Origin of the sequence: Pseudomonas lactucae, assembly GCF_036688725.1 — a bacterium.
Classification (GTDB): domain Bacteria; phylum Pseudomonadota; class Gammaproteobacteria; order Pseudomonadales; family Pseudomonadaceae; genus Aquipseudomonas; species Aquipseudomonas lactucae.
In genome coordinates, this window is record NZ_JAQQPT010000022.1 from 75,330 (window position 1) to 97,659 (window position 22,330).

A 22,330-nucleotide genomic window follows, 5' to 3' on the forward strand; every position below is an offset into this window, starting at 1 on the left:
TGTCAGCTGGCGGTGGCCAGCAGCAGGTCCTGCATCGCACGCGCCTTGTCACGCCCACGGTCCAATGCGTGCAACGACGCCGCAATTTCGTCGGCGCGAATCGGCAATACCGACAGTAACGTATCGCTCAAGCCATGGCTGGCCTGGCTGAAGCCCTGAATGTAAATGCCCGCCTTGCAGCGCTCGTCAGTGACGATGCGGTAGTCGCGCGCCACCTCGAAGTCGCCCATGTAGGCGTGCAGCGGGGCGAGCAATTCACGGTGCATCCGGCGCTCGTAGCCGGTGGCCAGGATCACTGCGTCGTAGTGGTGGGTGCTGGTGGCGCCGGTGGCGTTGTTGCGCAGCACCAGTTCGATGCCCAGCGGGCCGGAGGTGGCTTTCTCGACCACGGTCATCGTGCGGAAGGCATGGCGGGCGATGCCGGAGACTTTCTGGCGATAGAAAATCCCGTAGATGCGTTCGATCAGGTCCAGGTCCACCACCGAATAGTTGGTGTTCTGGTACTCGGCCACCAGACGCTCACGTTCGGCACCGACTTGCTGGAACACCAGGTCGGTAAACGCCGGCGAGAACACTTCGTTGACGAACGGGCTGTCATCCGCCGGCTTCAATGCCGAACCGCGCAGGATCATGTCCACTTGCACCGACGGGAAGCTGTCATTGAGGTCGATAAAGGCCTCGGCCGCGCTCTGGCCACCGCCGATGATCGCAATGCGCATCGCCTTGCCGTCGACACAGGGCTGGGCGGCCATGCGTTCCAGGTACTGGCAGTGATGGAATACCCGGCTGTCGCCCTTGAGCGCCTTGAATGCCTCGGGAACGCGCGGTGTACCGCCGGCACTGACCACCACCGAACGGGTGGTGCGCACATGCTGCTCACCCAGGGCATCGCGGGAAATCACGCGCAGCGCCTCGACCTGCTGCTGATGCAGGATCGGCTCGATGGCCAGCACTTCCTCACCGTAGCGGCTCTGGGCCTGGAACTGCCCCGCCACCCAGCGCAGGTAGTCGTTGTACTCCATGCGGCACGGGTAGAAGGTGCCCAGGTTGATGAAGTCCACCAGACGGTCGTGGGCCTTGAGGTAATTGACAAAGGAGTACGGGCTGGTGGGGTTGCGCAGGGTCACCAGGTCCTTGAGGAAGGAAATCTGCAATTCACTCTGGGTGACCAGGGTGTTGCCGTGCCAGCGATAGTCGGCCTGTTTGTCGAGAAACAGCACGTCCAGTTTGCCCTGCGCCTTTTCACGCTCCTGCAGGGCGATGGCCAGCGCCAGGTTCGAAGGGCCGAAACCGATACCGATCAGGTCGTGAACCGCGGGCGAAGCAATTGCCTGTGTCATTCCAGTGTCCTCTGGATAAGCCCCATGGCGGTCGGGGCGGGAATACCTTCAAGACCTGCAAAACAGATCATGTGTTGATAGGAAACGAGGACAGCGAAATAAAATTTAACTAACGGCTCATCAGCGCGCGTCCGATTCGCCCATTGCGTAATGGCAGTTTGAGCATGTGCCGGCCAGCATCGCTTTGTACAAGGCATCGGGTGGCGGCTGGCAAAGCTGAATCCGATAAACAAAAATCCGTTTTCGTACATCAGTCGCCTGCTAAGCCTACATTCACCGCCCAGGGTACTTGGTAAAAAAGCCGCCACCACACGGCCGCCCTGGACCTTTTGATGACGCTTGCAAAACACCTCGCGTGCAGCGGCCTCTGGCTGGCAGCCAGCCTTGGTCATGCCGAGCCGCTGATCAAGCCCACCGCTATCGATTGGCAGTTGGATTGCTCGCTGCCTGGCGTTGAACGCCTGGACCCAAGCGTACTGGAGCGCACCCAGTGCGGCCTGGTCAGCGTGCCGCGCAATTACGCCGCGCCAGGGCAAGGCAACCTGCGCCTGCGGGTGACCCGCGTCGGCGCGCGCCAGCCGCTGAGCCGCGAGGGCCTGATATTCGTCCAGGCCGGCGAGGCACCGTCAAACAAAACAGCCGGTACCTTCGCCGTGCACCTGGCCAGCCGCTGGGGCAGCTACGCCACCCAGGCCTATCGCACCCTGCTCAACCGCTACGACATCATCGAACTCGACCCGCGCAACCTCGACCAGGCCAACGCCGTGGAACAGGCCGCGCAAGACATGGAGTTCGTACGCGCCCAACTGGGTGACGCGCAACTGCATTACCTGGGCAACGCCGAGGCGACTCGCCTGGGCAGCCGCTACGCCGAGCTGTTTTCCGAACGTGTGGCGCGCATGGTGCTGGTCAACGCCGCCCCGTTCGCCCCCAGCGCCGCACAGGTGCAACAGGTGCATCTCAAGGGCGCCAACAACTGCGTCATGCAATGGATCGGCGACTTTCTCGCCTACGGCAAACAGCCGCCGCCGTCCACGCGCTGCCTGGATTCGAGTGGTGGAAATGACACCCTGCGTTGACACCTGGCTCAGCGCGGTTCTCGCGCCATCAACGTTTTCCGGAGTTTTACGCAACGTGCTCCCGATAGCCTTGCGTGTAGCATTCCAATTCCTAACCTTTACACTGTCGCCCATTCTTCTCCGGGGGCTTCATGGACATCGAACTGGCACGCACTTTCCTCGAAATCACCCGCTGCGGCAGCCTGGCCGCGGCGGCTGAGAAACTGCACGTCACCCAGACCGCCATCACCGCACGCGTCAAGAACCTGGAAAACCAGCTGGGCTGTACGCTGTTCGTGCGCAACCGCGCCGGCGCCCGGCTGACGGCCGACGGCGAGGCCTTCGTGGTTTACGCCAATCAGTTGCTGCAAACCTGGGAAGCCGCGCGCCGCGACCTGCCGTTGCCCGATGGCTATCGCAATGTGCTGCATATCGGTGGCGAGGTGAGCCTGTGCAACCCGTTGATGCTCGGCTGGGCCCAGGCCCTGCGCGAACACATCCCCGGGCATGCGCTGCGCACGGAAATCCGCGAAGGCGAATACCTGCTGCGCCAGCTGGAGCTGGGCGTGCTCGACGCCGCGCTGGTGTTCCAGCCGCAATACTGGCCGGGGTTGCAGGTGGAGCAGGTGCTGGAAGAAAAACTGATCCTGGTGCAGTTGGTGAGCCAGCCCGAGCCCTACGTGTACATCGATTGGGGCCCGGGCTTTCGCCAACAGCATGACGCCGCCCTGCCCGACAAAGCTCGCGCGGCGGTGAGTTTCAACCTGGGGCCGTTGGCGTTGCAGTACATCCTGGAAAATGGCGGCGCCGGTTACTTCCGCACACGGGTGGTGCAAAGCTACCTGGACAGCGGCGTGATGCGGCGTGTGCCCAAGGCCCCGGAGTTCAGTTTCCCGACGTACCTGGTGTACTCGCGGGCGCGGGATTCGGCGGTGTTGCAGCGTGCGCTGGAATTGCTGCGCGGGGTGGTCAAGGCCGAAAGTGACTGGTCGCAACGCTGGGACCCGCTGATGTGAGCCCCATAGCCCGAACCACAGTGCCTACGTTGCAGGTTTGCCGAGGTCAATTTTCATGCGACTCACCCCAGGAATACTCACCCATGAGCCAGTCTTTCGTTGAGCGGTAACTGACATCATCACCCCATCATTGGTTATAAAGGTCGGCCGCGCCATATTGCCGCCTTCGAGGCTAGTGGAGAACGCATTTTTAAAGGTCAGTGCTCGCTCCTGCGGGCCTGTATCCAGATCATTATCCACAGTCAATTTGACGGTCAAATCGCCAGAGGGCGAAACGCTCCAACCTGTAACCTGCTCAGCGGAATAATCCAGTTTGACCGTACTGCTGCCAGGGTCATCAATTGTCACCGCCTCGTGGTGCTTGTTGACGATATAAGTATTTGTCCCGCCCTGCCCGGTGACATGGGCGCCGCCGTTTATAGTCACGAGGTTGTTGCCTTGGCCCGTAAAGACCTCATCCTTAGTGCCGTTGAGGACAAACCAATTATTCTCATGATTGCCCTGGATGTAGCTTTCCCCTTTCTCAACCGTAGCCACATTGGAGAAGGATTGGAAATGAGCGATTTTTTTCACGCCCTGTGTATTTGAACGCTCGGTTTTAACCGATACCGTATTGTTATTCATATCAATCACATGCCCCTGGTACCTCGCCGCTTTTTTCTCGCCATTCTCCTCATAATCGACACTCAAAGCGCCCGAAAAAGACAGCGTATTGCGTCCCCCACCGCCATTGAGTGAAGTTTGCCGTGGGCTGAAGCCCGCCTTTTCGGTTTCAGAGACTTGCTGAGCCTGTTCAAGTACCTGCCGCGCATCGGCATTGAGGACCACCGTGTCGTCCGCGTCCCCTCCGTTAATTCCTTTCTTGCCTGCTCCCAATAAAAAGTAATTTGGCTTTTTCTGCATGCCTGTGACCCAGTCATCGCCGTCGCCCAGATCCCAGAGCGTGGCCTTGTTCTCCCCCGGTTCGCCTTCAACGGCGTTAACAGGCTTACCGTTCCATGATTTGAAAGGACTTGAAATATGGTCGTTGCCGCCAGTGATGCCAACACTCGGCACCTCGCCGTCAATTTCGCCCAGGTTCAGCACCCAAGTAATGGGTGAGTACCAGAGGAAGGGCGTCAGCGGAACTTTGCCTGGGACCAGCTTTGCCTCGACGTCGGTGGAACCAAAGACAACGCGTTCAAAATGCTGGCCGGCCGGGCCTTTCAAGAATGTTTTGTGGCGAATCCAGTTTCGAGACTCGTGTTCCTTGGAATACTTCGCTTCCAGATAGGGTTTTATGATGTCGAAGCCCGGCTCAAATCCAAGAAATGACTTCATGCCAATCGAGAATTTCTGCTCATCCGTAAGCGGTGTATGTTCATCAATGTCCTCAACCGTACGCACCGCCGAGTAAATCGCTTGGGCAGCCATCAAAGTGCCCGCCACGATAAGTCCCGCCGGTCCTGCTGCACCGGCACCGGCCAAAAATGCAGCCCCCAGAGCAATCGACGTGACTGCGTTGACGACCGCAGAAGCTCCGTGGACATAATGATCCTGAGCTTCCTTGCCGGTGCTGCGGCCCGCTTTATTGAATGAATCGATGGCATTGTAGGCATCAAAGGGAATGCTGATGGCGGCTCCGGCAACGCCGGCGATTTTACCGATCATCTTGCCAAAACTGGACGACTTGAAGTCGAGCACGGTCGACGCGCTGGCGTTGACCACCTTCTGCGCCAACTTATTCGCGCCAACCTCTATCCCTGCCCCGACAAAATCCGATGCCACTGCGCCCAGACCTAGTGCGCCTGCCGTCGTATCACCACGCTGAAGCGCCTCTATGGAAGTGCGCAGTCCCTGAAAACTGCTGAACGCCTGAAAGGCGAGTCCGCCCGCCCTGCTACCTGCCTGTGGACCTGGATTACCCGAAGAGAAAAAATGCTCAGGCATCGGTTGCTTACTGTGCTTCAGCGCCTTTATCGAAGCGTGATGCTCGCGCAGTTCATGGACTTGCTTTTGCAATGCCTCAGCGATCGTCGACCCATCGCCCCGCTGGATCAGCGGTTCCGAGACCGGTGAACGGTGCGCCGCGATCTCGGCGAGTACATTGGCCACACGATCGGCGGCCTCACCCGGCTCCGCTCGCAGGTGGGCCGCAAAACGGGGATAGTCGATCTGCAACTGGCTGATCAGCTTGCTGCCATCGGTGTCACCGGCCAGTGCAGCTTCAACCGGACGGCCGTTGATACTGCCCCCCATTTTGTAGAGCTCGACACGGCTGACGTCCAACTCGCCGATTCGGAGAGGGCCGTGGCTCGCATCGAGTTTCTGTAGATGCTTCACTTGCGCTTCGTCAATCGGAACCACTCCAGGGGTCGTTGGTTTTACCGGAACTGGCTTCGGGTCTTTTTCTGCGCGAGGGGACAATAGTTTTTTGCGTGATTCCTCGGCAGAACTGTCGAGCTTTCCATCGTAAAGACCGGCGACGAAAGACTCCTCCAAAAAATCAAACTGACTTCTGGAGGCCCGAGCACTGAGTTGATGGCCGCCGTCGCGAAACGGTTCAGTGTTATTCATCGCGCTCAGGAATTCTTTGGGCGTGGCCTTGTAGTAACCCACCATTCCCAGCTTGCCGGCGATCATCGCGGCTTGCTTTTGGGCCGTACCGTCAGCGCCCTTGGCCAGAGCCTCGGAGCCGACTCGATCAGCAACAGTGTCGCCGCGTGCAGAGGCAGGGGCAAAGAAATCGTCACCCACAATTAACGTGGGAGGGTTGTCCAGACGCAGCTGCGACTGCGGTTGATCACCAGGGTTGGCAATGATCACCTTGATCTCTTTACCCACAGACTTGGCTGCGTCGGGGTCACTGTGTTGAAGTTTCAATAGCGCTGCCCGAATGGCATCGGTCACTTTTTCTGGCCGGTTCGGGTCGCCGTCATCATGGCTTGATATCTGAACCTTGACCCCCGCGATATCCTCCACATGGAACCGTTTTGGCTCATGAATACTGTCGCGGGCAAGGTTTGTGCGCTCGCGCTCCATACGCTCGAATACAAAAGGGTATTGCGCGGGCGCGGCGGACTCGTTGATCACATTGACCAAGCGTTGTTGAAGATTTTTCGTGACAGATACAAGCGGGGAGTTTGGGTAGCTGGCAATAAAAGTCTTGACCGAGTCGAGTACCTCCAACGCTTGGTGAAACTGGGGCATCCCCTTGGCGTCGTGCAGCTTTTTCAGTCCCTGTGTCACACGATCGTAATCGGCCTTTTGCGCAGGTTCAGGGGCCGGCGACTGGGCACGAAACTCGTCAAGCGTAGGCAGGCGGGAAGCATCGATCACCTTGACGGTATCGAGCCCTGCAAGGGGAGCGTCGTACATGAATTTGATGCTGTTGGAGGCACCGTTCACCTCAGGGACATGGTTGGAATTGAACACACTGATCAAGTACTTGGGGCCGCCCGGTCCGCTTTGTACAGGAGAGGTCAGATGACTAAGTTCGGGACTGGTAAATATCTTTTTCAACCCTTGCTCAAAGGCTTTGAGAGACGAAAACTCAACCAAACCTATATTGGGATCGCTGTAGTAGTAAGTGCGTTTACCCTGCGGGTCGACAATTACACCGGCCGACAAGCGGTGGCCTTTGCTGCTGATCAATAATGTTTGGGTGGCGGGCGCGTCCTGCAATCGCGAAGCGATGGTGGCATAGGCTTCCAGCTTCACCGTCGCAGGATCATGTGCGATACCACGCTCCTTGACTCGGCTCTGGACCTTGGCTATCTCGTTGAAAAACGCTTGGGATTCGGGAGTGTCCGGGTGAGCGATCGCCTGATAAGCGTTGCTCATGAACGTGTGATGTTTACCTTCCGCCACGGCCAACGACAGCAGATGTGAGAACCCTGCGCATTCCCCACCGGACAACTGATTGACCATGCTCAGAAAGTAGCTTTGAGGTAAAGGGGTCAGCTTGACCCCTTCGCCCGACACAATCTTCGAGAACACGCGGACATTATTTTGAACGCTGGAGATAATACGCTGCTCGACGATGCGCTGCAGAGCACCCAATTGCTCCGGACTGAAGTGTTGATCCAGCGCCAACCTCATGAGCTGCACGTCATTCATCGATTTGACGTAGCCAGGCAGATTGACTGAGGAGGGTGTCTCATAGCCGTTTCTGTAGTCTTGGCTTTTAACCCCTAACTTGCCCTGACTCATCTTGGCTTGATAAATCATGAGAACCTCCTCATCCGACATGCCTGCGGTAAAAGCCGGCTGCCCAGGCCCTTGCGCGCGCGGCACTTGCCTGCGGGTGCGATCCATGACCGGAGGGTCTTGCTGCTCTTGGGGTGATGTCAACGTGTCGACAACCGGGGCGGGGGGCGGCAGAGAAGTCGGTATCGGAGGTTGAACGGTAATTGAATTCATGGATACATCTGCCCTAATGCAAGACTATCAATCCAGGCATCCTTGACGCAGTGAGCATCCTTGCCAGGCAAACGTATCAACTCAGTGAAAAAACAAACTATCAGACTTATCCGGCAAAACTTGAAACGTGCATTGCGGTGCAGCCTGTGCCAACGCCAAAAGTTTGAAATCAGTGCGGGCCTGCTCCACCGCTTTTTCGGCAGCGTCTACTTCCTGTGAGACGCATCCGAGTAACGCCATGGGTCTTGAGACAATTTGAATAAAAAAGGGGCAGCCGGTTCAGGCTGCCCCTTTTCATTTACCGCGCTGTATCAGTGTTTGATGTCCTGGGTGCAGATATGCCCCAGGCTCACGTAGGGAACGTTATCACCGCCCACCCCCACACCTGGGAACTCGTCCAGCTCGATCCGCCAGCCGCCGAAGTTGAAGGTGGTGTCCCAGTTGTACGCCACGCCGGTGCTGCTGTCCGGGATCACCACACGGTAATCGCCGAAGCACTCACCCAGGCCGGCACTGGCCAAGGTCGCGCCCGCGCTGTTGGTGGTGGCCTTGAAGTCAGTCCAATGGAACTCGGCACCGTCAAAACGCTTGTCGACGCGCAGGATCGGCGTCACACCCAGCAACGGCACGCCCGTGGAATCGGCCCATTGGGTCGACCAGTTCAGCGTACGCGCAGTCTGTGTTGCCAGCGGGAACACCGACACCGGCACGCGCACAATGTGGTCGCCCTTCACATCGAAACTCTTCAAGCTCGGCGCCGACCCCAGGGTCAGTTTGTATTGGGCATTCGGGTCCTGGGTGACGCCAGGGTTGGCACGGATGCGCACCTGCGCCACAGCGCCTGGCGCCAGACCGGAGGCAACCAGGTTATCGCCGGCCGGTACCTGGACCCAGTTGTTACCTTCCAGACGCTCGAAAATCCACTGGTCACGGACGCCTTTCTTGTCATCGCTGAGGGACATCGCCACGTTCTGTCCACGGGTGGCCTGGAACGCGAAATAGTCGACATCGTTGGGGTTATCGAGGTTGCCGGTCACCTTGTTCAACGCGTCGGGCAGCACGAACGAGGCTTGCGGGGTGTCGTTGGGTTCGTAGGCGTCGATGTTGGTGTCCACCGCCACGCCAAAACTGAACTGCGCGTTGCTCGCCTCGTTGGCCACCATGTACCAGTAGTAATCCCCCGGCGGCAGCACGCCGCCCAGGAACTCATCGGCATTGCCCGCGTTGTCGGAAGTATCGACCAGCTGCGGATTGCCCTGGCCGTCATCCCGGAACAGGCTCAGCGACATATTGGCACCGGCACTTTGATCGATCAGTTGCACCAGCACGCGAGCGCTTTGCGGCAGGTTGAAGTGGTAGGGAAATTCCTGGCCTGTCTGCACATCGGTGATGGTGTAGAGGGTGTTGACGTCCAGCGTCGGGAACAGCGGCACGAACTCGGCAACCGCCGTTTTCAGCTGGTCCTGGGCGGGTTTCTTCAACTCGCTGTCAGCGCTGACAACCTGGGTGGTTTTGGCCGGTTGCCTGGCCACGGCCTTGGATTTTGCGGCCGCCTTGACCGCCATCGCCGCCTTGAGTTTTTGCTGCAACTGCGCGGAGATGGGCTTGGCCTGGAGCGTGCCGCCCGCCTTGAGGGCTTTTTGCGCGGCCTGCTTGACCGCCTGCGCAGTCAGCTTGGGGGTGGGTTGCGAAGGGTACTGCTCGGCCAGGGCAAAGGCCGAAACGAAGCAGGAGGCCGCCATGGCCGCGCCCAGCATAAAGGCTTTTTTCGATTTCATTTTTTATCCATCCATAGTTAAAAACTGAAGGTCAGGTGACATCCGGTCACCTGGGATGGAATCTAGCCAAATACTGTATGCATGTCCAGTATTTTTGTAGGAAATTTTACCTCTTCAATACCCGGTCATTTCCAGATACCCCACCCCCCCGTCGAACCGCACCGGCCCTTCCCAATACGGAACACTCAGGTTCATCCAGGCATTCGGGTTGACGGCTTCGGTGGTGATATCCAACTGTTTGCCGGGAATCTTCAGCGACCAGCGCGTCGGCAGCTTGCGCCCCTCGATGGCCGTGGTTGCCAGCGGTGCCAGTTGAATATCGGCGTTGTGCAACGTCTGCGCATGGCCTTGCGGGTCGATCCAGGTGCCGGTGAGGTAACCGGCGCCGTCCTCCTGGCGCACGCGGAACAGCATCAGTTGCGCCCCGCTGTCCAGGTGCAGGGAGAACCAGTCCCAACCGGTCTGGCTGGCGCTCAGGGGTTGGCTGCTCCACTCGCGATCAAGCCAGGCGGGGCCGGTGACCTGATACACCTTGCCATCCAGGCTCAGGCTGCCGCTCGCGCTGAAGAACGGCTGGCTGTAGTAGTACGACGCCTGGCCCTGGTCGGATTTTCGGCTGTAGCCGTTGTCGCCTTGCAGCACCAGCGGACGGCTGGAGGTCAGGTGCAGATCGTAGGCGAATTGCGCACCGCTGGCCTTGAGTTGCATATCCGCCAAGGCACTGGCGGCACCGGGACGACTGGCAAAACGCCAATCGTCGATCCAGGCGTTGAAAGGCACCGCCTCGGCGCCGGCCTGGCCGACGCCGCCGCGGGCCAGGCGTTCGGCGGCGTAGTGGCGGCTGGCGGAGGTGACGGCGGCGTGGCCAAGCCACACGGTGGAGTCACGCCAGCCCGCTTGCGTCGGCCCGGCCTTGAGCGCGTTGCGAAACAGCGTCCATTGCACGCCGAACTCATTGCCCTGGGCATCCTTGAGGTTGGCGGTGACGTACCACCACTCGATGCGAAAGCCATCATGGGGCCCGTGATCTTCGGGAAAGCTGAAGACTTTGCCCGGCACCACCTGGGCAAAATCCGCCGCATCACTGCCCAGACCCGCGAAGCTCTGCGCCGGCGCGGGGGCTTTGTCGCAGCCGGCCAGCAATAACACCGCGCACAGCAAGGCTTTAATCTTCATGGGCGAACGTCCTCAACAAGTCCGCCGGACGGCTGCGGTACAGCTGCCACAGCGGCCACGCCGATGCCAGCAATGTCGCCAGCAATGCCAGCCCGAGCAACTGCGCCAACTGCCACGGGAATACCTGCAACGGCAGGCGCCAGCCAAAGGCTTGCACGTTGATCACCGCATCCAGGCACCATGCCAGCAGCAGGCCCAACGGCACCGCCAGCGCCAGGGTGAGTACCGCCAGCAACCAGGTCTGCCCCAGGTTCAACAGCATCAATTGCCGGCGCGTCACGCCCAGCGCCCACAGCGGTGCGAGTTGGCCCAGGCGGCTCTGGCTCTGGGTCAGCAAACTGATGAACAGCGCCACGCCGGCCACGCCGAGGGTGAGACTGTTAAGGGCACTGGTCGCGGCGAACGTACGCTCGAACACCTGGCTCGACCAGCCCTTGAGTTGCTGTTGATCGACGATGCGGCTGTCCTCCAGAGCAAAGGCGCGCTGCACCTCGCGCACCAGCGGCGCCACATCGGTCGGCGCGACGCGCAGGTTGAAACGCGCCGGCGAAAGGTTCGGCCAATGCGCGAGCAGGTGCTCGGCGTTGACCAGCAGGTGGCCCTTGGGATTACCGTAATCGGCGTAGATCCCCACGATCCTCGGCGACCACACGCCCTGGGGCGTAGGAATGTCGAGCGTATCGCCGAGCGTGATGGATAACCTGCGCGCCAGCTGCTCGCTGAGCATCAGGGTGTCGTCTTTATGCAACCGGTCCCACGGTTCGTCCACCGCCGCCAGCAACGGCCAGTGCTGACGGTAGGTCGGGTCGTCGACCACCCCGAACATGTCCGCCGGCCAGCCGCGCACTTGCACGTCGACCTGCCAGGTGGGCAGTACCCTGCGCACCAACGGCTGTTGCGTCAGCCAGCGGCTGAGTTGCTCCGCCTGGGCCGGGCTTTGCGGGTTCAGGTACAGCTCGGCGGTGAGGCGTTGTTCCAGCCAGTGGTTGAAGGTCGAACGGAAGCCGGAAGTCATGGAGCCCGCACCGATGTTCGCGGCCAGGGCCAACAGCAGCGCCATCAAGGCCAGGCTCAGCGCCGGCAATTGCTGGCGACAATCGGCGAGAAACCACTGGCCGAGCACCGAACGGCTGCGTCCCAGCACGGCCTTGAGCAAAGCGTTGAGCAGCACCGGCAAGCCCAGGGCTGCGCCGAGCAGCAACGCCGCCATCAGCACAAAGCCTGCGACCAGGCTATCGCCCAGCCACAGCGCCAGCAGCGCGATGAGCAATGCCGCGCCCGCCACCCAAGCCTGACGTCGCAACCAGCGCCCATGGGCCTCATGCCAGGCCTGGGCATTGGCCAGCGCCAGCAACGGCAAACGCGCCGCGCGCCACAGGCTGCCGGCACCGGCGAGCAGCGCACCCAGCAGGCTCAAGCCCAACCCCGCCAGCCACCACCCTGGGCTCAGGCTCAATTGCCCCGGCACCTCAGCCCCATACAGCCCACGCAAACTGGCGGCCACATCCGGCAGCAACGCGCCGGCCAGCAGGTAACCGCTGGCAACGCCAAGCACGCCTCCCAGCAGCGACAACGCCCCCAATTCCACGCCCAGGCTGAGAATCAGCAAGCGCGCACTCACCCCACAGGCGCGCAACGTACGCAACAGCCCGCGTCGCTGCTCCAGGGCCAGGCCAATGGCGGCATGCACAATAAACAGCCCCACCACAAAGGATAAAAAACCCAGCGCGTCGAGGTTCAGGTGAAAGCTTTCGGTGAGACGCGCAAGGTTGTTGTCCTCGCCCTGCTGCAATTGCAGCCCGGCAGGTGGCGTGGGGTGGCCGGCGGCGAAGGCGTTGTCGAGCAGCAAGCGCGACACCTGCCCCGGCATCTCCAGCAACGGTTGGGCGAAGCCGATATCGGTGAGCAACAGGCCCGGCGCCATGTCCGTTTGCGCCTGCAGCGGCGGCAGGCGTTGCCCATTGAGCAACTGCGGTTGCTGGCCCTCCCGCAGCCCCAGGGCCTGCAGGGTCTGCACGGCGATCCAGGTGCGGCCCGGCGGCTCGAAGAACGCCAACAGTTGCGCCTGGCTCAAGCGCTGCCCCGCCACCGCGCCGCTGCCGGGCAATGACAGCGGTTCGATACCCATCAATTGCAAGCGTACATCCGCCTGCCCCTGGAGCTGCACACGCCCCTGCACCACCGGCGACACCGGCCAGCCCGCTCGGCGCAACTGGGCGAACAGGCTTTGCGGCAAACGCGCAGCGTCCGGCGCGGTGAGGCTGGCCTGGGGTTCGCCGCCGATCAGTTGGCTGGCGCGGGCATAACTGTCACGTGCCTGGCTATTAAGCGCCTGCACCCCGGTCAACAGCGCGGTGGCCAGCCACAGGCCGGTCAGTACGCTGAAAAACTGCACCGGGTGGCGCCGCCAATGGCTGAGCAGTGCACGCAGCGCCCAATAAAACACCGCCATCTCAGTGCGCGTCCGTGGGCATGACATGGCCGCGATGCAGCACCATCTGGCGGTCCAGGCGTGCCGCGATGCGCGGGCTGTGGGTGACCATCAACAGGCTGGTGGGGCTGTCGCGCAGCACCTCCAGCAGCAGTTGCAGCACCTCGTCGCTGGTGGCTTCGTCGAGGTTGCCGGTGGGCTCGTCGGCCAACAACAATCGCGGGCGCGACGCCAGGGCCCGTCCCACCGCGACGCGTTGTTGCTGGCCGCCGGAGAGTTGTTCCGGATAACGCTTGAGCAAGTCGCCCAGGCCCAGGCGTTCCACCAATTGCGCCTGCCACGCAGGGTCAAAGCGCCGCGCCAGGCGCGCCTGGAAGGCCAGGTTGTCGTCGACGCGCAGGCTGCCGATCAGGTTGAACTGCTGGAACACCAGGCCGATTTCGGTACGCCGCCAGTGGGCCAGCTGCGGCTCGCTCAGCCGGTCGAGGCGCTGCTCGCCGACGCGAATGCTGCCGCCGTCCACCCGGTCGAGCCCGGCCACCAGGTGCAACAGGGTGCTCTTGCCACTGCCCGACTCCCCCATCAACGCCAGGCTGCTGCGTGCGGCCAGGTGCAAATCCACACCCGCCAACACCGCCAACGGGCCCTGCGGCGTGGCATAGCTTTTGAACACTCCTTGCACCTGCAACATGGCAACACTCGTTTGATGGGCGGCAATCGAGAATAACGGCTGCGGATTGAAGCCACGCAAATTTTTCACATGGATTTCACCGGTTGCCCACCCACCGAACTCTAAAGTTCCGACCCAAGCGTCACGCGTCGGTAACTTTTCAGTGACCACGCCTGGCAACTTTTTAAGCGCGACCTATTCAGCGAAAAGACAGCAGCGCTGTGACAGCCTCGCGCTTCACTGCGGTGACTTGCCATTACGTTGCGCCCAATTAATACAACATTGCCAACAGCGCCCATGGTGAATGAAGTGGTTGACCTTACCCTGACCAAACCACGCTCGCGTCGGGCTGCGCTCAAACGCCTGCGACGCCGGGGACTGGGCATTGCCGTGATCGCCCTGCTGCTGACCGCCAGCGTGTTCTGGCCGAACTCGCCGCGCAACCTGGGGGTGGGTGATCGCCTGCTGACCTCCGAGGTTTTACCCCTGTGGCGCGACGGCGACTTGATCGTCCTGGTGCGCCATGAAGAACGCTGCGACCGTTCGACCAACCCGTGCCTGGGCCCGGAAGAAGGTCTGACCATCAACGGCAGCCAACAGGCACAGAACCTCGGCAAAGCCTTTAAAAGCCTGGGCATGGACGGCAGCGACATCCTCGCCAGCCCCGCCATTCGCACCGCCCAGACTTCACGTTTCATGTTCGGCAAGAGCGACGTCACCTCGGGCCAGCAAGCAGTCTGCGGCGCGGCCATGGGCGAAGAATTGCTGAGCCACAAGCAGCCGGGGCGCAACCTGGTCTTCGTCACCCACAGCGGTTGCATCGCCGACTTCGAAACCGCTCTGGGCTACCCCCGTGCCCGTTTCCCCGAGTACGGCAGCGCCCTGTTCGTACAAGTGCTGCCCAACGGCAAGTTCAAGGCCCTGGGCATCATGAACAACCCCGACTGGCCGGCCGCACTCAAGCAACTCTAACCCCCCTGGCCATTACAGCCTCGGTCCATGTTCAGCAAAAAGACAGCCCTGTTCTGGCATGTTGAGTTGCCTCTTTCAATCAAGGACGTCATGACGACCTCCTGTTATTCAGTGAATACCGTGACCGCTTACGTTAATACTTCGCTACTTGAACATGATGAATATGAACGTCAAGAAGCGACGTGTTCATGAGCCGCCTGAAACCCCTGCCGTTATTGTTGCTGGCCTTCGCCGCGTTTTATCTACTGCCCCTGGGCCTGCACGGTTTGTGGACGCCGGATGAAACCCGCTACGCCCAGATCAGCCAGGAAATGCTGCTCAGCGGCAACTGGGTGGCGCCGCACTTCATGGGCATCCGCTATTTTGAAAAACCCGCCGGCGGCTATTGGCTGATTGCGCTTGGCCAGGCGCTGTTCGGTCAGAACCTGTTCGGCGTACGCATCGCCTCGGCCCTCACCACCGGCTTGAGCGTGCTGCTGGCCTACCTCATCGCCCGGCGTCTGTGGAACGACCCGCGCAAAAGCTTTGCCTGTGCTTTGCTGTACTTGAGTTTTGGCTTGGTCGCCGGGCAAGCCGGGTATTCCAACCTCGATCCGCAGTTCACGTTGTGGGTCAACCTCAGCCTGGTAGCGTTGTGGTTTGCCCTCGACAGCAGCACCCCGCGCAGCCGCCTGGGTGCCTGGGTGGTGCTGGGGTTCGCCTGTGCCATGGGGTTCATGACCAAGGGCTTCCTGGCCTGGGTGCTGCCGGTACTCATTGCCGTGCCCTATATGCTCTGGCAACGGCGCCTGGGCGAGCTGCTGCGCTATGGCCCGCTGGCGGTGGGCGTCGCGGTGCTGGTGTGCTTGCCCTGGGTGCTGGCGATCCACAACCAGGAGCCGGACTTCTGGCGCTTCTTCTTCTGGAATGAACACATCCGCCGCTTCAGTGCCGACGATGCGCAGCACGTGCGGGCGTGGTGGTTCTTCCTGCCGATCATCGCGGTGTCCTGCCTGCCCTGGGCCGGGTTGTTGCCCAGCACCCTGCGCGCCACCTGGCAGCAGAGACGTCAACCGCAGATCAGCTTCCTGGCCCTGTGGCTGCTGCTGCCGCTGGGGTTCTTCAGCCTGAGCAACGGCAAGCTGCCGACCTACATCATGCCGTGCCTGCTGCCGCTGGCCTTGCTGATGGGGCATACCTTGAGCGACTTGCTACGCCTGCACCGCGCCCGCCCGATCTGCCTCAACGGCCTATTCAACTTCGTATTCGGCATGGCGGGCATGATCGGCCTGATCTACCTGCAAATCGCCAGGCCCGTGTACAGCAACAGCCACGCCGAGATGTTCAGCCTGTCCCTGGGCTTTATCGTGTTGTTGGCGTGGATACTCGCCAACCTGCTGCAAGCCTTCCGTCCCCTCACGTTGTGGGCGATGCCGGCGCTGGGGATTGGCGTGCTGGTGATCCTGCTGCCGGCGAGCATGCCCGCGCCGATCGCCGATAACGAAATGCCCGACACGTTCGTCCTGGAACATCAGCAACTGCTGCAGGAAACCCACGCCCTGCTCAGCAACGACCTGAGCCTCGCCGCCGCCCTGTCCTGGCGCCTGCAACGTCCGCAGGTGACGCTGTATGACACCGAGGGCGAACTGCGTTATGGCCTGCAATATGCCGATTCGGTTCAACGCAAAGTCAATCTGGACCAAGTACAGGCCTGGCTCAAGGACGCCCGCCAACACGGCCCGGTCGGCGTGCTGATGCGGGTCGGCAGCACCAGCGAAATGCGCGAGGTCGGGCAACTGCCGCCGGGGGGCAAGCGGTATTCAAAGGGGGTGTTGGCGTTGATTGTGTATCCGCAATTGCCCATTACGAACGCAGGCTCGCCGCCTGAATAAAAGCCTCATCCAGACTCTTTGCCTCGTAGGCACGCATAAAGCTTTGCGCGTCATTGAAGCGATTGAAGCGCCGCTGGCTGAGCATGTAAAAATCATCGCAGTGCGTGACGATCTCATCGACGTTGTGCGATGAAACCAGCACCGCGACACCGTCCGCCGCCGCCCCCTCCAGGCATTGCCAGATGTGATAGCGAAACTCAGGATCTACCCCTGCGGTGGGCTCATCCAGTATCACAATATCGGCATTGGCGCAGAGCAGCGACAAGGTGAAAAACCAACGCTTTTCCCCGTAGCTGCAGAGAGAGGACTTTTTGTTCCAGAGTTCGCAGTAACGCTGCGCAATGCCAGGGCTCCATTTCTCGATTTGATCGAGCGCATGTTGTTGGGTGACTTTCGTTTCGGCGCAAAACAGCATGGTCATCTTGAAGATGTCGAACATACGCAATACAGCGGGCGTGCTGATGATTTGGGAGAGGTAAAGCAGCTTCGAAAAAGAGTTGTTTATCTCGCCGCCATCGATTTTCTTCAGGCCACAAAGCACGTCAAAAAACGTGGTTTTACCGGAACCGTTAGGCCCCAGCAGACCCGAGATCGAACCAGCCTCAACCTCCAGCGAGGCGTTATGAAGCAAGATATGAGATGCATATCGAACATCAAGCGAGTCCACAATAAGCCGTGCCATCAATAACGACTCCAAACGGGATTAATCAGTAAAAAGCGAAACATCACCCACAATGAAAGTACGAGGCAAATGACCACTACCACAACAACCCACCCACACTCCGCCACCCCTACCAACATAATTCTATTTGCCCACCACATCGGATTAAAAAACCTGACGATGGCAAGCATCGGATTTAGGGAACCGATGCTTACGATACCAAGCGCCAACATCGTTAGGGACAACATGGAAAAAAGCGTACTTGCATTCTGAAAACCCACTGGAACCAGCGTCAACAAAAGCGCAGGTATGGAGAACAGCAGAAAGCAAACATAAAACCGCCCAACAATAACGAGATATTCGGCAAGACCAGCGACTCCGGAGGAATGACGTGTCATTACGTAGAAGACAGAGCAATACAGCATGGAAACAATCGAATAGGCAAAAAACTGTCCAGCAAGAAAAATAATTTTCGTCCGACCTGTGTAAACGAAGGATCGTAGGAAACCACTTTCTCTGCGACCCACTATGTAAAATGCCAACCCGAATAATGCAACACTTGAAGCGACAAAAGCGTAGAACCAGGAAGTACTGGACAAATAATCGGTAGCCACCTCAGTTACCGGTGCCCTTGTGTAGGTAATCAGGTAGTAGGTAACGACTGGGGAAATCACCGTCCAAAATAACGCGACAGGTTCTTTTAATTGTTCTTTGATAAACAACAGTGCTAACAGAAAGGGCTTCGACAGGGAATACAGGGTCATGATTCACCTCATGAAAACGGAACCATCTTTGCCAAGCCAGACTGGCGTATCGAGGACTTAAACCGACAAAATCAAATCTAGCCCCTGAGAAAAAAATCGCAATATCTATAAAAAATCCATGTAGGAAATTTAACCTCAAGCATTGGGAAGTTTCACTCAACAATTTCGGACGATCAATAGTTGCGAAAACACTAAAAACCACTTCTCGCCGCGCATCAAAAACTTGTTTCTTTACTAAATTAATAAGTTACGCACAATCAAACTATAAGAAGCAATAGGCGCCTGCGCAGACGTTTTCTTTAGGAAAAGGTTTCCCCCTCAAAGATGCAGATGATTAATCCGACAAATGGCAAACCTTAGGCTCTTTCAGGGCTCACCCAGAATGCGTAATTACCCACATTTGGATCGCGGGGGCTTCAAGTAAATGTCTGCCAGCTGTCAGACCGCCACGGGGCAAGAGCCTTCACTGAGGACCAGAAACCGGGGACTAACAGCGGCGTCGCTGGCATTTGGTCATGCTTTGTAAAAGGCCAGCAGGCTGCATCCCTTTTAATTGCAGGACGTTTCCGAGACAATCCCTGCCGCCTTGCGCCTGCTGGAATCGGTGGCTAGTCTGCGGTCCGTCACTGCTTATCAGTGATCGGGTTTAGTCGCCCGGATTCTGAACAGGCGCACGCTCCCATGAGGCTTTATGGTGGCTGTGCGCAGGGCGCCCTCGGGCGCGCCGGGTTCCTGTTCTGACCGGTCGACTAACCTGCGTACAGCCGCCACCTTCGTTTAGTCGCGAAACGTGTCGGTTCCTTGAGATTCAGACAGGAGCTACACCATGAACAAAGCCCTACCCGATCCACCTATCGACCCCGCCAAAGACCGCGCCGCCTTCAACCGCGCCATCGACCATTACCTGCCCACCCAAGGTTTTCACACCGTCAACGAAGACCTGAGCTTCGAAGATGCCCTGCTCTACACCGCCAGCCTGCTCGATAGCGCTTCGGCCACCGCGCTCGATTGTGGCGAGCAATTGGCAAGCCCCGAACGGGCGAAGATTTTGGCGGTGTGGCATTTGCTGGAGATTGCCAAGACCACGGTGGATCGTTCGATTGATTGCCTGAAACCCTCAGCCTGAACGCGGTCAATGTCGGAGGGGCATCGCACCGCCCCTCCAACGCGATCACCCACCAAACAACTCCCCAATCAAATTGAACAACGTGCTCTTTACCGCGCTGTCCAGCTCGGTCCAGGCCAACCCGGTGCTGGCCTGGAACGCGCCGAGTTCCAGAGGCCGCGACACACAGTTGGCCGGCAACGCCCGCGCTGCCTGCTGGGGCAATACGCCAATGCCCAGTCCGGCGCAGACCAGTGCCAGCATGGTGGTGAACTCGCCCAGCTCGGCAGCAACCCGCAAGGGCACGCCCAGTGCCTGGATAAACTCATCGTAGAACCCTGGCGCATAACGGCGCGCGAGGATATACACCGGCAGGTCACGTAAATCGGCGGGGAAGATGGATGCCTGCGCCGCCAAGGGGTGATCCGCCGGCAACGCCACGCAGAAACTCTCCCGCAACACCACACGCGTCTGCACCCCCGCATGCGCGGCGGGCAGGCGCATCAGGCCAAAATCCAGCAGGCCGCTTTTCAATGCGGCGGCTTGATCGGGCCCGGGCATGTCCTTGAGTTCCAGCTCGATACGCGGGTAGCGCTGGTGCACCGCGCGGATCAACTCGGGCAGCAACTGCGGCAGCACCGACGACACAAAGCCCAGGCGTACACGCCCGATTTCGCCACGGTTGGACGCCCGCGCCGCGTCCGCCGCCCGCGCCGCCTGGTGCAAGGTGGCCTGGGCTTCGGGCAAGAACACGCGGCCGGCTTCGGTCAGCGTCACCGAGTGGCGATTGCGGTCGAGCAGGCGCACACCCAAGCCACTTTCGAGCAATTTGATCTGCATGCTCAGCGCCGGCTGCACGATCGACAACTGCGCCGCCGCCCGGCCGAAGTGCAGCTCCTGGGCCAGCACCACAAAGGCGCGCAAGTGCTTGAGCTCCATCGGACCTCCTCGGTGATCACGGATATTGATCAGCCGATCATAAATGAATATTGGCCTCTCCCCGCACCCTAGGGTGAACTAAGGTTACTAACGAGCGTTAACAATGAGTTTGGCTTATCACAATAAGCACGTCAGGAGACAGGGCCCATGCACAGCGTTTTAGATAACTTGCGCCTCGACGGCCGCCTCGCGTTGATCACAGGTTCCAGTGCCGGCATCGGCCTGGCCATCGCGCGTGGGCTGGCCCAGGCCGGGGCGCGGGTGGTGCTCAATGGGCGCAACCGCAGCACGTTGCGTGACGCGGCCGAGCTGCTCACGCAGGAGGGCCTGGAGGTGCACACCCAGGCGTTCGATGTGACCGACAGCGCGGCGATCCAGACCGCCGTGGCGAGTATCGAGGAGCGCCTCGGCCCGCTGGAGATTTTGGTGAACAACGCCGGCATGCAACGCCGTGGGCCGCTGGAAGACTACAGTGAGCAGCACTGGCGCGAGCTGATCAGCACCAACCTCGACAGCGCGTTCCTGGTCGGCCAGGCCGTGGCGCGGGCGATGATCCCGCGCAAGCGTGGGCGCATCATCAACATCTGCTCGGTACAAAGTGAGCTGGGCCGCCCCGGCATTGCGCCGTATGCGGCGAGCAAGGGCGCGCTGAAGATGCTGACCAAGGGCATGGCGATTGATTGGGGCCCGCACGGGCTGACGGTCAATGGCATCGGCCCCGGTTATTTCAAGACCGAACTGAACGCCAACCTGGTGGCCAATCCCGAATTCAGCGACTGGCTGGTGCAACGCACCCCGAGCCGACGCTGGGGCGACGTGGCCGAACTGGCCGGCGCGGCGGTATTCCTGGCCAGTGACGCGGCCAGTTTCGTCAACGGCCATATCCTGTATGTCGACGGTGGCATCACCGCATCGCTGTAACCCGGAGAACATCATGCACGCTATCGTCTGCCACGCTTCAAAAGACCTGCGGGTGAGCCCTCAGGATGAACCGCAAACCCTCGGCCCCGACCAACTGCGCGTGCGCATCGCCCGGGGCGGCATCTGCGGTTCGGATTTGCATTATTACCAGCACGGCGGCTTCGGCACCGTGCGCCTGCGCGAACCGATGGTGCTGGGTCATGAAGTGTCGGCGGTGATCGACGCCGTGGGCGCGGACACCGGGTTGTTCAAGGTCGGCCAGCGCATCGCGGTCTCGCCGTCACGTCCCTGCGGCGCTTGCCGTTACTGTCATCAGGGCCTGCCGAATCATTGCCTGGACATGCGTTTCTACGGCAGCGCCATGCCCTTTCCGCATATCCAGGGTGCGTTTCGCCAGAGCCTGGTGATCGAGACGCACCAGGCCCATCGCCTGGCCGACCACGTGAGCCTCGCCGAAGGTGCGCTGGCCGAGCCGTTGTCGGTGGGTTTGCACGCGATCCAACGCGCCGGCGCGGTGTTCGGCAAACGCGTGCTGGTGACCGGCTGCGGCCCCATCGGCAATCTTTTGATCGGCAGCTTGCGGGCAGCCGGCGCGGCTGAAATCGTTGCCGTGGACTTGTCGGCCAGCGCCCTCGCCTGCGCCGAAAAAATGGGCGCCAGCCGCACCCACAACCTTGCCGACGGCAACGACGCGCTCAAGCGCTACACCACCGAAAAAGGCTACTTCGATGTGATGTTCGAAGTCTCCGGCAGCGCCCAGGCCTTGCGCAACGGCCTGGAATGCATTGCGCCACGTGGTGTGCTGGTGACGGTCGGGTTGGGCGGCGATGTGACGCTGCCGCTCAACCTGCTGGTCAGCCGCGAGATCGACCTGCGCGGCACCTTCCGCTTTCATCCGGAGTTTGCCCAGGCGGTGGATTTATTGAATCGCCGGATCATTGATGTACGGCCGGTGATCTCGCACACCGTGCCATTCGAGCAGGCGGTGCAGGCGTTTGAGTTGGCGGCGGACAAGACCCAGGCGATGAAGGTGGTGTTGGATTTTGGCGTACCGGATCGACCCTAACCCCCGGCAAGCCCCCAGACAATTAGTCCTAGCAGCGGGAAGATGATCAGACCGATAGCCCAAGCTGCTTTTATTCCCACAGTTTTATGGCTGCGGCGGCACAGGGCCCTAAGTGTTTGAAGCACACGGCAGCATCGATCATGAGAGTCGCCAGCTCCTCC

The 22,330-nt window shown here is 60.2% G+C and carries 17 protein-coding genes; 7 read left to right on the forward strand and 10 right to left on the reverse strand.

All coding sequences use genetic code 11. From position 1 onward, the window contains the following. Window positions 1–2 precede the first annotated feature (2 nt). Complete coding sequence (locus tag V6M90_RS23615) at window positions 3–1,340, reverse strand: lysine N(6)-hydroxylase/L-ornithine N(5)-oxygenase family protein (protein ID WP_141063147.1); 1,338 nt, start codon at window positions 1,338–1,340, stop codon at window positions 3–5. A 332-nt stretch (window positions 1,341–1,672) separates the two neighbouring features. Here V6M90_RS23615 and V6M90_RS23620 point away from each other — a divergent pair, with 332 nt between their 5' ends. Then, entirely contained in the window at window positions 1,673–2,419 is a 747-nt protein-coding gene (locus V6M90_RS23620; protein WP_332847217.1) for an alpha/beta fold hydrolase, read from the forward strand. Between the two features lie 131 nt (window positions 2,420–2,550). Further along, window positions 2,551–3,414: a LysR family transcriptional regulator gene (locus tag V6M90_RS23625; RefSeq protein WP_003174895.1), complete on the forward strand. Its 864-nt coding sequence runs from the start codon at window positions 2,551–2,553 to the stop codon at window positions 3,412–3,414. 24 nt (window positions 3,415–3,438) lie between these two features. Here V6M90_RS23625 and V6M90_RS23630 read toward each other — a convergent pair whose 3' ends face one another. The 5 genes from V6M90_RS23630 to V6M90_RS23650 all read right to left on the reverse strand — a co-directional run bounded on the left by V6M90_RS23630 (window position 3,439) and on the right by V6M90_RS23650 (window position 13,891). Beyond that, window positions 3,439–7,710, reverse strand: coding sequence for a hypothetical protein (locus tag V6M90_RS23630; RefSeq protein ID WP_332847218.1), 4,272 nt, complete (start codon window positions 7,708–7,710; stop codon window positions 3,439–3,441). A gap of 416 nt (window positions 7,711–8,126) precedes the next feature. Further along, complete coding sequence (locus V6M90_RS23635; protein ID WP_332847219.1) at window positions 8,127–9,593, reverse strand: hypothetical protein; 1,467 nt, start codon at window positions 9,591–9,593, stop codon at window positions 8,127–8,129. A gap of 114 nt (window positions 9,594–9,707) precedes the next feature. Further along, window positions 9,708–10,769: a lipocalin-like domain-containing protein gene (locus tag V6M90_RS23640; RefSeq protein ID WP_332847220.1), complete on the reverse strand. Its 1,062-nt coding sequence runs from the start codon at window positions 10,767–10,769 to the stop codon at window positions 9,708–9,710. Continuing rightward, window positions 10,759–13,221, reverse strand: a complete 2,463-nt coding sequence (locus tag V6M90_RS23645) for an ABC transporter permease (RefSeq protein WP_332847221.1) — start codon at window positions 13,219–13,221, stop codon at window positions 10,759–10,761. Before V6M90_RS23645 ends, V6M90_RS23640 begins: the two co-directional genes overlap by 11 nt. A gap of 1 nt (window position 13,222) precedes the next feature. After that, on the reverse strand, window positions 13,223–13,891 hold the full coding sequence (locus V6M90_RS23650) for an ABC transporter ATP-binding protein (protein ID WP_042944977.1): 669 nt from the start codon (window positions 13,889–13,891) through the stop codon (window positions 13,223–13,225). A gap of 276 nt (window positions 13,892–14,167) precedes the next feature. On the opposite strand from V6M90_RS23650, the gene pmrG reads away from it, so the two are divergent. Then, window positions 14,168–14,842, forward strand: a complete 675-nt coding sequence (pmrG, locus tag V6M90_RS23655) for a lipopolysaccharide core heptose(II)-phosphate phosphatase PmrG (protein WP_141063152.1) — start codon at window positions 14,168–14,170, stop codon at window positions 14,840–14,842. Between the two features lie 188 nt (window positions 14,843–15,030). Continuing rightward, the gene (arnT, locus tag V6M90_RS23660; protein ID WP_332847222.1) at window positions 15,031–16,713 is read left to right on the forward strand and encodes a lipid IV(A) 4-amino-4-deoxy-L-arabinosyltransferase; all 1,683 of its coding nucleotides are present in this window, start codon (window positions 15,031–15,033) and stop codon (window positions 16,711–16,713) included. On the opposite strand, the gene V6M90_RS23665 is transcribed toward arnT, so the two are convergent. Both V6M90_RS23665 and V6M90_RS23670 read right to left on the reverse strand, forming a co-directional pair. Next, window positions 16,685–17,395 (reverse strand): ATP-binding cassette domain-containing protein, encoded by a 711-nt coding sequence (locus tag V6M90_RS23665; RefSeq protein WP_332847223.1) that lies wholly within the window; start codon window positions 17,393–17,395, stop codon window positions 16,685–16,687. The two genes, arnT and V6M90_RS23665, sit on opposite strands and share 29 nt — an antisense overlap. Next, entirely contained in the window at window positions 17,395–18,138 is a 744-nt protein-coding gene (locus tag V6M90_RS23670) for an ABC transporter permease (RefSeq protein ID WP_332847224.1), read from the reverse strand. Before V6M90_RS23670 ends, V6M90_RS23665 begins: the two co-directional genes overlap by 1 nt. Window positions 18,139–18,964: 826 nt before the next feature. Here V6M90_RS23670 and V6M90_RS23675 point away from each other — a divergent pair. Continuing rightward, on the forward strand, window positions 18,965–19,264 hold the full coding sequence (locus V6M90_RS23675; protein ID WP_332847225.1) for a DUF6124 family protein: 300 nt from the start codon (window positions 18,965–18,967) through the stop codon (window positions 19,262–19,264). Between the two features lie 45 nt (window positions 19,265–19,309). On the opposite strand, the gene V6M90_RS23680 is transcribed toward V6M90_RS23675, so the two are convergent. After that, entirely contained in the window at window positions 19,310–20,182 is an 873-nt protein-coding gene (locus V6M90_RS23680) for a LysR family transcriptional regulator (RefSeq protein WP_003174910.1), read from the reverse strand. 147 nt (window positions 20,183–20,329) lie between these two features. Between V6M90_RS23680 and V6M90_RS23685 the strand changes: the two genes are divergently transcribed. Then, complete coding sequence (locus tag V6M90_RS23685; RefSeq protein WP_003174911.1) at window positions 20,330–21,103, forward strand: glucose 1-dehydrogenase; 774 nt, start codon at window positions 20,330–20,332, stop codon at window positions 21,101–21,103. A 13-nt stretch (window positions 21,104–21,116) separates the two neighbouring features. Then, the gene (locus V6M90_RS23690; protein WP_332847226.1) at window positions 21,117–22,169 is read left to right on the forward strand and encodes an L-idonate 5-dehydrogenase; all 1,053 of its coding nucleotides are present in this window, start codon (window positions 21,117–21,119) and stop codon (window positions 22,167–22,169) included. Here the strand turns inward: V6M90_RS23690 and V6M90_RS23695 are convergent. Further along, window positions 22,166–22,294 carry a PLDc N-terminal domain-containing protein gene (locus tag V6M90_RS23695; protein ID WP_269745208.1) on the reverse strand — a complete coding sequence of 43 codons (129 nt, stop codon included), beginning with the start codon at window positions 22,292–22,294 and terminating at the stop codon, window positions 22,166–22,168. The two genes, V6M90_RS23690 and V6M90_RS23695, sit on opposite strands and share 4 nt — an antisense overlap. Between the last annotated feature and the right edge of the window lie 36 nt (window positions 22,295–22,330).

Coding starts and splice junctions, on each gene's coding strand:
- V6M90_RS23615 (WP_141063147.1), bottom strand. CDS start 1,340: ATGACACAGGCAATTGCTTCGCCCGCGGTTCACGACCTGATCGGTATC.
- V6M90_RS23620 (WP_332847217.1), top strand. CDS start 1,673: ATGACGCTTGCAAAACACCTCGCGTGCAGCGGCCTCTGGCTGGCAGCC.
- V6M90_RS23625 (WP_003174895.1), top strand. CDS start 2,551: ATGGACATCGAACTGGCACGCACTTTCCTCGAAATCACCCGCTGCGGC.
- V6M90_RS23630 (WP_332847218.1), bottom strand. CDS start 7,710: ATGGATCGCACCCGCAGGCAAGTGCCGCGCGCGCAAGGGCCTGGGCAG.
- V6M90_RS23635 (WP_332847219.1), bottom strand. CDS start 9,593: ATGAAATCGAAAAAAGCCTTTATGCTGGGCGCGGCCATGGCGGCCTCC.
- V6M90_RS23640 (WP_332847220.1), bottom strand. CDS start 10,769: ATGAAGATTAAAGCCTTGCTGTGCGCGGTGTTATTGCTGGCCGGCTGC.
- V6M90_RS23645 (WP_332847221.1), bottom strand. CDS start 13,221: ATGGCGGTGTTTTATTGGGCGCTGCGTGCACTGCTCAGCCATTGGCGG.
- V6M90_RS23650 (WP_042944977.1), bottom strand. CDS start 13,891: ATGTTGCAGGTGCAAGGAGTGTTCAAAAGCTATGCCACGCCGCAGGGC.
- pmrG (WP_141063152.1), top strand. CDS start 14,168: ATGGTGAATGAAGTGGTTGACCTTACCCTGACCAAACCACGCTCGCGT.
- arnT (WP_332847222.1), top strand. CDS start 15,031: ATGAGCCGCCTGAAACCCCTGCCGTTATTGTTGCTGGCCTTCGCCGCG.
- V6M90_RS23665 (WP_332847223.1), bottom strand. CDS start 17,395: ATGGCACGGCTTATTGTGGACTCGCTTGATGTTCGATATGCATCTCAT.
- V6M90_RS23670 (WP_332847224.1), bottom strand. CDS start 18,138: ATGACCCTGTATTCCCTGTCGAAGCCCTTTCTGTTAGCACTGTTGTTT.
- V6M90_RS23675 (WP_332847225.1), top strand. CDS start 18,965: ATGAACAAAGCCCTACCCGATCCACCTATCGACCCCGCCAAAGACCGC.
- V6M90_RS23680 (WP_003174910.1), bottom strand. CDS start 20,182: ATGGAGCTCAAGCACTTGCGCGCCTTTGTGGTGCTGGCCCAGGAGCTG.
- V6M90_RS23685 (WP_003174911.1), top strand. CDS start 20,330: ATGCACAGCGTTTTAGATAACTTGCGCCTCGACGGCCGCCTCGCGTTG.
- V6M90_RS23690 (WP_332847226.1), top strand. CDS start 21,117: ATGCACGCTATCGTCTGCCACGCTTCAAAAGACCTGCGGGTGAGCCCT.